Annotated in this window: 2 protein-coding genes; both read right to left on the reverse strand. The window is 75.5% G+C overall.

The genetic code is table 11. The features are described from left to right. Positions 1–57: 57 nt before the first annotated feature. A complete protein-coding gene (locus tag ABZW17_RS33820) occupies positions 58–5,523 on the reverse strand; it encodes a type I polyketide synthase (protein ID WP_354823265.1) in 5,466 nt (1,821 codons plus the stop codon). Next, entirely contained in the window at positions 5,520–11,759 is a 6,240-nt protein-coding gene (locus ABZW17_RS33825; RefSeq protein WP_354823267.1) for an SDR family NAD(P)-dependent oxidoreductase, read from the reverse strand. Before ABZW17_RS33825 ends, ABZW17_RS33820 begins: the two co-directional genes overlap by 4 nt. Positions 11,760–11,781: the final 22 nt, after the last annotated feature.

Here is an 11,781-nt window from a genome sequence, read left to right on the forward strand (position 1 = left end):
TCGGGCCGATCCCAGTCTCGCCCGGCCGTGTCGCCGGCGGCCCCCTTGGCCAACCCCCTACGGCTCCCCTGTCTTGCCGCGGCCGAGCTGGTTGTCGATGAAGTCGAAGAGCGCGGCCGTCGACGCCGCCGGCACTTCGGGCCCGGCGACGGGGTCGGTCCGTTCCTTCCAGCGCGACAGCATGGCTTGCAGCCGCGCGGTGATCCCGCTTTCGAGCGCGCTGCCCCGCGGGATTTCCGACAGGCTTTCCGCGAGGCGGTCGAGTTCCGCCACGGCCGGCGGCACGTCGTCGGCGGCCTCGAACAGCTCCGTTTGCAGGAGGCGCGCCAGGGTGGCCGGGTTGGGGTGGTCGAAGAGCAGGGTGGTCGGCAGCGGCACCCCGGTGCCGGCCGTCAGCCGGTTCCGCAGCTGCACGGCGGTCAGCGAGTCGAAGCCCAGCTCGTTGAACGCCCGTTCGGCCGGGACCGCGTCGCCGGGCGCGTGGCCGAGGACGGCCGCAGCCTCTTGGCGCACCAGCTCCAGCAGCTTCCGGTACCGGTCCGCCGGGGGCAGGCCGCGGAGCCGTCCGGCGAGTGCGCCACGGGTCGCCGCGCTCGCCTGGGCCGCCCGCCGTCCCGGCCGCACCAGCGCCCGCAGCAACGCCGGCACCGGCCGGCCCCGCAGCTCGGCAAAGTCCAGCTCGGCCGGCATCAGCACCGGATCACCGTGGTCCAGGGCGGCGTCGAGCAGGTGCATCGCTTTCGCCTCGGACAGCGGCCGGATGCCGTTGCCGTGCTGCGCCCACGCCAGCGACAGCGCCGGCCGACCTTGCGCGCGCCGCTGCCGGACGAGGGTCTCGAGACAGGCACCGGCGGCACCGGCCGCGCTATGGCCCGGCTCGCCGACGAGACCGGCGGCCGAGGAGAAGACGACGAACGCCGCGAGGTCCCCGGTCAGTTCGTGCAGGTTCACCGCCGCGTCCACTTCGGACTCCAGGACGGCGGCGAGCCCCTCGGGCGTGAGTTCGGTGAGCGGGCCGTCGTCCGGGGTGGCCGCGAGGTGGAAGACGGCGGTGAGCGGGTGCTCGGCCAGGAGCCGGCCGAGCACCTCGCGGTCCCGGGCGTCGCACGGGGAGATGCGCACGTCGGCGTCCAGCGCTCGAAGCTCGGCCGCGCTCTCGGCGTCCGGGTCGCTCCGGCTGAGCAGCAGGAGGTGCTGTGCGCCGTGCTCGGCCACCAGGTGCCGCGCGACGACGCGGCCGAGGGCGCCGGTGCCGTCGGTGATCAGCACCGTGCCGGTTGGGTCGAGGGGTTGGGCGCTGCCGCTTCCGGCGCCGGTGCTTCCGGCGCTGACGCGGACCAGCCGGGGCACGAGCGGCGCCCCGCCCCGGACGGCCAGCTCCGGTTCCCCGGAACGCAGGGCGGCGGGCAGCGCGCGGAGCGAGCGGTCGTCGGCGTCGAGGGTGGCGAGGAGGAACCGGCCGGGGTGCTCCCACTGGGCGCAGCGCACCACCGCCCGGACAGCCGCACCGGCGGCAGCACCGAGACCGCTGGGGCCGAGGCTGCCGCCGGAGCCAAGGTCGGGCTCGCGGATGCCGCCGAAGCCGGGGGCTGGGCCGCCGCCGCTGGGACCGAGACCGCCGCCGGGGCCGAAAGCAGCGTCGCCGTCAGGCGCGCCGGCGGCGTCACCGGTGTCCGCTGCGTCGCGGGTGAGGATGACCAGGCGGGCCGTGGGCGGGCGTGGCTCGGCGAGCCACTCCTGGCACAGCCGAACGGCTTCTGCCGTCGCAGTGGGGGCGTCGGCTGCGTCGATCTCCGCCAGCACCAGTCCCTCCGGCGCGGGCTCGGCGGACAAGCCGGGCCGCGCGGTCGCGGCGACTCCGGCGGCCGCCAACCGGCCCGCCAGGTTGGTGCTCGCCACCACCGTCAGGGCGGCTTCGCCGTCCGGTGCGATGTCGGCGGGGAACCAGTCGATCCGGTACAGCGATTCCGCGGCTCGTGGGGCGGCCGGCTCGTCGGGGCCGAACGGTCGCAGGGTGAGGCTCTCGACAGTGAGGACGGGGGCGCCGGCCGGGTCGGTGGCCGTCAGGCGGAACGTGGCCGGGCCGATCGGGGCGACGTGGACGAGCAGGGTGGTCGCGCCCGTTGCGTGGAGGGTGACGCCGGTCCAGGTGGCGGCCAGGTGCGGGTCCTCCGGGGTCTCCGCGGTGATCGCGATCGCTTGGCGGGCGGCGTCGAGCAGGACCGGGTGGAGGCCGAACCCGGTGTCGGCGGCCAGCGGCGAGGTGACCTCGGCGTGGACCTCCCGCCCGTGGGACCAGGCGGCGGTCAGCCCGCGGAAGGCGGGCCCGTAGCCGCGGCCGTCGTTCCACCCGGAGACGTCGAGATCCCGGGCTCCGGGCGGCCGCTCGGTGACGGACGGCTGAGCCGCGGCCCGGGTGAGGGTCCCCGACGCGTAACGGGTCCACCCGTGGCCGTCGGATTCGGGGCGGGCGTGGATGGTGATCCGGCGGGCGCCCGTCTCGTCGGGCTCGGCCACCGACACCTGCAGCCGGACCGCTTCCGGCCCGGCCAGGGCCAGCGGCCGGTCCAGGGCGAGGTCGCCGATGGCCGGGCAGCCGGTCTCGTCGCCGGCCCGGACGGCCAGCTCGACGAACACCGACTCCGGCACCACGGCCACGCCGGACACCGTGTGCTCGGCCAGCCAGGGGTACGTCCGCGCCGACAGCCGGCCGGTCAGCACGACGCCGCCGGGATCGGCCAGCGGCACCGCGGCGCCCAGCAGCGGGTGCCCGGGCGAATCGAGGCCGGCCGCGGAGACGTCCCCGGTGTCCGGCGACGCGTCCAGCCAGAACCGCTCGTGCCGGAAGGCGTACGTCGGCAGATCGAGGCGGCGGCCTCCGGCCCCGAGGCAGGCCGCCCAATCCACGCGGGCGCCGCGCACGTGCAGCTCCGCCAGCGCGGTCAGCACCCCGCGCACCTCGGGCACGTTCTTCCGCGCGGTGGCCACGAACTCCACCCGGGCGCCCGCGGGCAGCGCGTCGGCGCCCATGCCGGTCAGCACCGCGCCCGGGCCGAGCTCCAGCACCGTCGACGCGCCCGTCCCGGCCAGCGCGGCGACCCCGGCGCCGAACCGCACCGTCGCCCGCACGTGCTCGACCCAGTACTCCGGATCGGACACTTCGCCGGGCTGCGCCACCTCGCCCGTCACGTTCGACACCAGCGGGATCACCGGCTCCCGCAGCGAAAGCTGCTTCACGGCTTCGCGGAAGTCATCGAGCATCGGGTCCATCAGGTGCGAGTGGAACGCGTGCGAAACCCGAAGTTCCCGCACCCGGCACCCCGCCGCCCGCAGCTCGTCCGCCACCGCCGTCACGGCGGCCAGCTCGCCCGAGATCACCACCGACTCCGGACCGTTCACCGCCGCCAGCGACACGCCGGAGTCCGGAAGTGCCGCCCGCACGCGGTCCTCGGCCGCCCCGGCGATCGACACCATCGCGCCACCGGGCGGCAGCGCCTGCATCAGGTTCGCCCGCGCCGCCACCAGCCGCGCCGCGTCGGCCAGGTCCAGGACGCCGGCCACGAACGCCGCCGTCACCTCACCGAGGGAGTGTCCGGCCACCACGTCCGGGGCCAGGCCCCAGGATTCGAGCAGCCGGAACAGCGCCACCTCGAAGGCGAACAACGCCGGTTGCGCCCACCCCGTCTCGTCCAGCACGCCGTCGGTGTCCTCGAACATCACCGAAGGCAGGTCGGCGACGGCCAGCTCCGCGCACACCTCGTCCAGTGACGCCCGGAACACCGGAAAGTGGTCGTACAGCTCGCGGCCCATGCCCGCCCGCTGGCTGCCCTGCCCCGAGAACACCACCGCGAGGCCGCCCGGGACGGCCGCGCCCGTGACGACGCCGGGTGTGCCCGCGGCCAGGGCCCGCAACCCGGCGACCGCTTCGGCGCGGTCGGCCGCCAGCACTACACCCCGATCGGGCAGCGACGCCCGGCTCGTCACGAGCGCGCGGCCCACCTCGGCGAGCGGAACCTCGTGTCTCTCCACAAAGGACAGCAGGGTGGCCGCCTGGGCGCGCATTCCCGCCTCACCGCGCCCGGAGAGCACCAGGGGCACGACACCACCCGGCACGTCCGAAGATTCGGCCACCGGCTCCTGCTCCGGCGCCTGTTCGAGGATCACGTGCGCGTTGGTCCCGCTGATGCCGAACGACGAGACACCGGCCCGGCGCGGCCGGTCGACCGTCGGCCACTCGCGTGCTTCGGTCAACAGCCGTACTTCACCGGCCGACCAATCCACCTTCGGCGTCGGCTCGTCGACGTGCAACGTCCGCGGCAGCACCCCGCGTTGCATGGCCTCGATCATCTTGATCACCCCGGCCACCCCGGCCGCGCCCTGAGTGTGGCCGATGTTCGACTTCACCGAGCCGAGCCACAACGGCTCGACCCGGTCCTGCCCGTAGGTCGCCAGCAGCGCCTGCGCCTCGATCGGATCACCCAAAGAAGTGCCCGTGCCATGGGCTTCCACCACATCAACGTCCGAAGTGGACAGACCCGCGCTCGCCAAAGCCGCCCGGATCACCCGCTGCTGCGAAGGACCATTCGGCGCCGTCAACCCATTCGACGCACCATCCTGGTTCACCGCAGAACCCGCCACCACACCCAGCACCCGATGCCCCGCCGCCCGAGCGACCGACAACCGCTCCAGCAACACAAGCCCGACACCTTCGCCCCAGCCCGTCCCGTCGGCACCACCGGCGAACGGCTTGCACCGGCCATCGGCAGCCAACCCACGCTGACGACTGAACTCCACAAAGGACACCGGCGTCGCCATCACCGTCACACCCCCGGCCAACGCCAGCGAGCACTCACCCCGGCGCAACGCCTGCGCCGCCAGGTGAATCGCCACCAGCGACGACGAACACGCCGTGTCCACCGTCAACGCCGGACCCACGAAACCCAGCGAATACGCCACCCGGCCCGACGCCACACTTCCCGCCGAACCGGAACCCAGATAGCCCTCGACGTCGTCCCGCGCACCACGCACGCGCGAGCCGTACTCCTGGCTGAACAGGCCGGCGAACACGCCCACATCGGTGCCCCGCAGGGAAAGCGGGTCGATGCCCGCGTTCTCGAGGGTCTCCCAGGACGCTTCCAGCAGCAACCGCTGCTGCGGATCCATCGCCAGGGCCTCACGCGGGGAAATCCCGAAGAACCCCGCGTCGAACCCCGCCGCGTCCGCCAGAAAACCGCCTTCCCGGACATACGACGTGCCCGCCCGGTCCGGATCCGGGTCGAACAACCGGTCCAGATCCCAGCCGCGGTCATCGGGGAACGCCGAAACGGCGTCGCCGCCGCCGGACACCAGGTCCCACAGCTGTTCTGGTGACGTCACGCCACCCGGGAAGCGGCACGCCATGCCGACGATCGCGATCGGCTCGGCCTGCCGGTCCTCCAGTTCGCGGACCCGCCGCCGGCTCGCCAGCAGGTCGTTGGTCGCCTGCTTGAGGTAGGCGCGGAGCCTGTCTTCGCTGGTGGTCACGCGTCTCGCCTTCCCCGGGTCTCGCCCAGCTGGTCCAGCAGGTCGAACAGTTCGTCGTCGGTCGCGGCGTCCGGGTCGATGGCCGCCGGTTCGTCCGGCGGCGGGACCTCCAGCAGGCGCACGAGCTCTCGCAGCCGGGCCAGCACCTCGCCGGCGTCGCCGTCGTCGAGCAACGCGGGTACGGCCAGCTCGACCCGGTCCAGTTCGGACAGTGCCGTCCGGGCCGGGGTCACGGCCGCGGGCGCGACGGCGGCGACGAGTTCCCGGGCCAGTTCCACCGGGGTCGGGTGGTCGAACACCAGCGTGGCGGCCAGGCGCGCGCCGGTGGCGTTGGCCAGGCGGTTGCGCAGTTCCACGGCCGTCAGCGAGTCGAATCCGAGGTCCTTGAACGGCTGCTCGGGATCGACGGCGTCCGCGCCGGCGTGCCCGAGCACGGCCGACGCCTCGCGGCGCACCACGTCGAGCACCACGCGCTGCTGTTCGGCGGCGCCGAGCCCGGTGAGCCGCCGGACCAGCCCGCCCGTCACCTCGGCCGCCCCGGCCGCGCTGCGCGGCGGCGGCCGGCGGACCAGCCCGCTCAGGATCTCGGGCACCGGCCCGGCCCGCAGCGCCGCGGTGTCCACCGCCGCGGGCACCACCGAGGCGGCCGTGGCCGTGAGCGCGGTGTCGAGCCGGGCGAGGGCGTCTTCGTCGCTCATCGCGACCGCTCCCCCGCGGGCGATCCGGGCGCGGTCCGCCCGGCCCAGCCCTCCGCTCATCCCGCCGTCGCGGTCCCAGAGGCCCCACGCCAGCGAAACCGCCGGCAGGCCGTGGCGCCTGCGGTACTCGGCGAGCCCGTCGAGGTAGGCGTTCGCGGCGGCGTAGCCACCCTGACCAGGACTGCCGACAACCCCGGCGAGGGACGAGAAGAGCACGAAGGCCGCCAGATCGGCCTCGCGGGTGAGCACGTGCAGGTTCCAGGCGCCCAGGACCTTCGGCGCCAGCACGGCCCGCACCTGATCCGGCCGGACCGCGTCGATCGGCGCGTCCGCGAGCACCCCCGCGGTGTGCACGACGGCCTTCAGCGAGTGCCCCCGGACGGCCCCGCGCAGCGCGTCGAGGTCGGTGACGTCGCACGCCGAAACGGTCACGTCGGCGCCGAGCGCGGCGAGTTCCCGCCGCAGCTCCGGCGCTCCGTCCGCTTCGGGGCCGCGGCGGCTGAGCAGCAGCAGCCGGCGCACCCCGTGCCGGGTGACCAGGTGGCGGGCGACGAGGGCGCCGAGCGAGCCCGTCCCGCCGGTGACGAGGACCGTCCCGTCGCCGCCGACGTCCTCCGGGAGGGTCAGGACGACCTTCCCGGTGTGCTTCGCCTGGCTCATGTACCGGTACGCACCCGCCGCCCGCCGGATGTCCCACGCGGTCACCGGCAGCGGCCGCAGGTCGCCGCGGGCGAACAGCTCGCCCAGCTCGGCCAGCATGTGCGCGATGGTGTCGAGGCCGGCGTCCATCAGGTCGAACGCCCGGTAGCGCAGCCCGGGGTGGTCGGCCGGGTCCCGGACGTCGGTCTTGCCCATTTCGAGGAACCGGCCGCCCGGCTTCACCAGTCGCAGGGAGGCGTCGGTGGGGGCGCCGGCCAGGGAATTGAGCACGACGTCGACCCCGGCGCCGGCGAACCGGCCGGCGAACTCGGTGGTCCGCGAGGACGCGATGCGGTCGGCGTCGATCCCGAGCGCGGCCAGCACCGGCCACTTCGCCGGGCTCGCCGTGGCCAGCACCTTCGCGCCCCAGAGCCGGGCGAGCTGGATCGCCGCCATCCCGACGCCGCCGGCGCCCGCGTGCACCAGCACCGTCTCCCCGGCCCGCAGGCCGGCCAGCTCGCGCAGGCCGTACCACGCGGTCAGGAACACGATGGGGACCGTGGCCGCCTGGGCGAACGACCAGCCGGCGGGAACGGGCGCCACCGACCGCCGGTCGGCCACCACGACCGGTCCCGCGGCCGGCAGCAGGCCGAGCACCCGGTCCCCGGCCGCGAGGCCGGTCACGCCCGGCCCCACTTCGAGCACGACACCGGCGCCTTCACCCCCGAGGGGGCGCTGGTCGGCGACCATGCCCAGCGCGGTGACCACGTCCCGGAAGTTCACCCCGGCCGCCCGGACCGCGATCCGGACCTCGCCGGGTTCCAGCGGCCGGGCACCGTCGGGCCAGGGCTGCAGGACCAGGTCCGACACGCTGCCGGTGCCGCGGGCCGCCAGCCGCCACGGGCCCGGCGGCGGCGTCAGCGGCTCGCCGGGGTCGCGCCGCACCAGCCGGGGCACCAGGGCCCGGCCGGCCCGGATCGCGACCTGGCCCGCACCCGACGCGGCCACCTCGGGCACGGCGGCCCGCGACGCGGGATCGTTGTCGACGTCGACCAGGACGAACCGGCCGGGGTGCTCGTTCTGCGCGGTCCGCACCAGGCCCCACACCGGCGCCCGGGCCAGGTCGACGACGTCGCCCGGCGCCGCCGCGACGGCGTGGGCCGTGGCGACCACCAGGGGGTTTTCGCCGTCGGCGGCCAGCCACCGCTGGAGCGTCCCGACCGTCTCGGCGACCACCGTTTCCGGGTCGTCGCCGGTCACCCAGTGCACGTCGGCGGCGGGCCGGTCGTCCTGCCCGGAGGGCGCGGGGGCCGGTGTCCAGTCCACGAAGAGGAGGCCGCCGGACCGGTGCCGGACGTCGCCGGTGGTGACCGGCCGGGTGGTGACGCTGTCGATCGCGGCCACCGGTGCGCCGGCGGCGTCGGCGACGTCCAGCCGGAACGCGTGCGGGCCGAGCGGGCGCCACCGGACCCGCACCGAGGTGGCCCCGGTCGCGTACACCCGGGCGCCCCGCCATTCGAACGGCATCGCGGTACCCGCCGCCGCTTCGACGGCACCCACGTGCATGGCGGCATCCAGCACCGCCGGTTCGATCAGGAGACCGGCGCCGGCTTCGGGGAGTTCGACTTCGGCGTAGCGGTCGTCGCCGAGCCGCCAAGCGCGGCGCAGCCCGCGGAACCCGGGCCCGTAGCCGAATCCCGCCTCCTCGAGCGCGTCGTAGGCCCCCGTCAGGTCGAGGGGGTGCGCGCCTTCGGGAAGCCAGTCCGTCAGCGCCTCACCCGGGTCGTCCGCGGTCGCCGGGGCGGCCACCGCGGTCGCGTGGCACACCCACTCTTCGCCGGGCCCGTCGGCGCGCGAGTGCACGGTCACGGCCCGGTTCCCGTCCTCGGCAGGGGCGGCGACGCGCACCTGCACCCGACGGGCCGCCCGGCCGGCCAGCACCAGCGGGGCCTCCAGCAGCAACTCCGCGATCTCGGGGCAGTCCACCTGGGCACCGGCGTGCCAGACCCACTCCGCGATCGCCGTGCCCGGCACCACGACCGTGCCGAACACGGCGTGCCCGGACCACCACGGCTGCAGCCCGGTCCCGACGCGGCCGGTCAGGACCACCCCGGCGTCCGGGGTCAGGTCGACCACCGCGCCGAGGACGGGGTGGGCGGAGGGCCGCTGCCCCAGCGCGGCCGCGTCCGCGGCCGTCGGGGTGCTGAACCAGAACCGCTCGTGCTCGAAGGGGTAGGCCGGCAGCGGCACCCGGGTGCCCGGGTGGCCCAGCACCGCGGGCCAGTCCACCGCCAGCCCGGTGGTGAACGCGGCGGCGAGGCCGGCGAGCACCCGTTCCGGGCGGTCGTCGTCCCGGCGCATGGTGCCGGCGACCGCCACCGGCACGTCGGCCGCCTGCGCCGTCTCGGTGATCGCCATGGCCAGCGCGCTGTGCGGGCCCACTTCGAGGAAGTTCCGCACGCCCTGGTCCAGCGCGAACCGCACGCCCTGGTCGAACCGGACGCACTCGCGCACCTGCCGCACCCAGTAGCCGGCGTCCGGCGCGATCGGCCGCCCGGTCACCGTGGACACGAGCGGGAGCCGCGGCCTGCGGTGGGTCAGCCCGGCCGCGACGCGTTCGAAGTCCGCCAGCATCGGCTCCATCAGCGGGGAGTGGAACGCGTGGCTGACCCGCAGCCGGTTCACCCGCCACCCCCGGGCGCGCAGGTCGGCGGCCAGCGCGTCGACGGCGGCGCTCTCCCCGGACAGCACCGCCGAACCCGGGCTGTTGACGGCCGACACGACCACGCCGGTGCCCGCCAGCAGCGGCGCCAGCCGGCCGGCCGCGTCCCGGCCGTCCGGTGCGGCCACGGCCGCCATCCCGCCGCCCGGCGGGAGCGCCTGCATCAGCTTCGCCCGGGCGGAGACCAGCTTCGCGGCCGACGGCAGATCGAGGACCCCGGCCACGTGGGCGGCGGTGATCTCGCCGATCGAGTGCCCCAGGACGTAGTCCGGCCGGACCCCCGCCGCGGACAGCAGCTCCCACAGCGCCACTTCCACGGCGAACAGGGCCGGCTGGGTGTAGCCGGTCTCGTCGAGGGCGGCGGCGTCGCCGCGCAGCACGTCCGCGAGGCCCGGGCAGTCCAGTTCGGCCACCACGGCCGCCAGGGTCCGGGCGAACAGCGACGTCTCCGGCCACGACCGGCCCACGCCCGCCCACTGCGCACCCTGGCCGGCGAAGACGAGCGCGGTCCGGCCCGGCACGACCGTCCCGCGCACGACGGCAGGTGCCGCTTCGCCGGCGGCCACGGCCCGCAGCCCGGCGGTCCCGGAGCCGGCGTCGGCCGCCAGCACGACCGCCCGGTGGGGCATCGCCGTCCGGGCGGCCAGCGTCGCGGCCGTGCCGGTGCCGTCGGAGCCGGCGGCCGCGGCGACGCGCCCGGCGTGCGCGGCCAGCGCGGGCGCGGTGCGCGCCGAGAGCACCCACGGCACCACGCCGCCGGGGAACAGCGCGGGCCCGGCGTCCTCGGCGACGTCGGTCGCGGGCGCCTGTTCGAGGATCAGGTGGGCGTTCGTGCCGCTGATGCCGAACGACGACACCCCGGCCCGCCGCGGCCGGTCGAGGTCCGGCCATTCCCGCTGTTCCGTGAGCAGCCGGACCTCGCCCGCCGACCAGTCCACCGCCGGGGTCGGCTCGTCGGCGTGCAACGTCCGCGGCAGCACGCCCCGGCGCATGGCCTCGACCATCTTGATCACCCCGGCCACCCCGGCGGCCCCTTGGGTGTGGCCGATGTTCGACTTCACCGAACCCAGCCACAACGGCTCGACCCGGTCCTGCCCGTAGGTCGCCAGCAGGGCCTGCGCCTCGATCGGATCACCCAAAGAAGTACCCGTGCCATGGGCTTCCACCGCGTCGACGTCCGAAGTGGACAGTCCCGCACTCGCCAAAGCCGCCCGGATCACCCGCTGCTGCGACGGACCGTTCGGCGCCGTCAAGCCGTTGGACGCACCGTCCTGGTTGACCGCGGAACCCCGCACGACCGCCAGGACGCGATGGCCTCGTTCCCGGGCCACGGACAACCGCTCCAGCAACACCAGCCCGGCGCCTTCGCTGAAGCTGGTGCCGTCCGCGCCCCGCCCGAACGCCTTGCACCGGGCGTCCGGCGCCAGGCCCCGCTGCCGCGAGAAGTCCACGAACAGGCTCGGCGTCGCCATCACCGTCACGCCCCCGGCCAACGCGAGGGAACACTCACCTCGCCGCAACGCCTGGGCGGCCAGGTGAATCGCCACCAGCGACGACGAACAAGCCGTGTCCACCGTCAACGCCGGCCCCTCGAACCCGAGCGAATACGCCACCCGGCCCGACGCCACGCTGCCCGCGTTGCCGGTCAGCCGGTAGCCGTCGAGCTCCTCCACCCCGGCTCGGGTGCTGACGGCGTACTCCTGGTTGATGACGCCGGCGTAGCAGCCCACCGCGTGGCCCGCGAAGGCGGCGGGATCGAGACCGGCGTCCTCGAAGGTTTCCCAGGCCACCTCCAGCAGCACCCGCTGCTGCGGGTCCATCGCGAGGGCCTCGCGGGGACTGATGCCGAAGAACGCCGGGTCGAAGTCCGCGGCGTCGCCGAGGAAGCCGCCTTCGCGGACGTAGGACTTCCCCGCCTTCCCGGGATCCGGGTCGAACAGCCGCTCCACGTCCCAGCCGCGGTCGTCCGGGAACGGGCCGATGGCGTCGGTCCCGCCGGCGACGAGGTCCCACAGCTGGGCCGCCGACCCGACCCCGCCGGGGAACCGGCAGGCCGTGCCGACGACGGCGATCGGCTCGTCCGGCCCCGGCTGCCCGGTGGCGCGCTTGCGGAGCCGTTCGTTCTCCTTGAGGGAGGTACGCAGGGCTTCGACGAGTTCTTCGTGGGACGTGGGCATTTCGCTTCTCCGTACTCGCGTC

It is taken from the genome of Amycolatopsis sp. NPDC004625 (assembly GCF_040609695.1).
Classification (GTDB): domain Bacteria; phylum Actinomycetota; class Actinomycetes; order Mycobacteriales; family Pseudonocardiaceae; genus Amycolatopsis.

What these genes read in the sequence shown, in the direction of transcription:
- ABZW17_RS33825 (WP_354823267.1), bottom strand. Translation starts at nt 11,759, where the DNA reads ATGCCCACGTCCCACGAAGAACTCGTCGAAGCCCTGCGTACCTCCCTC.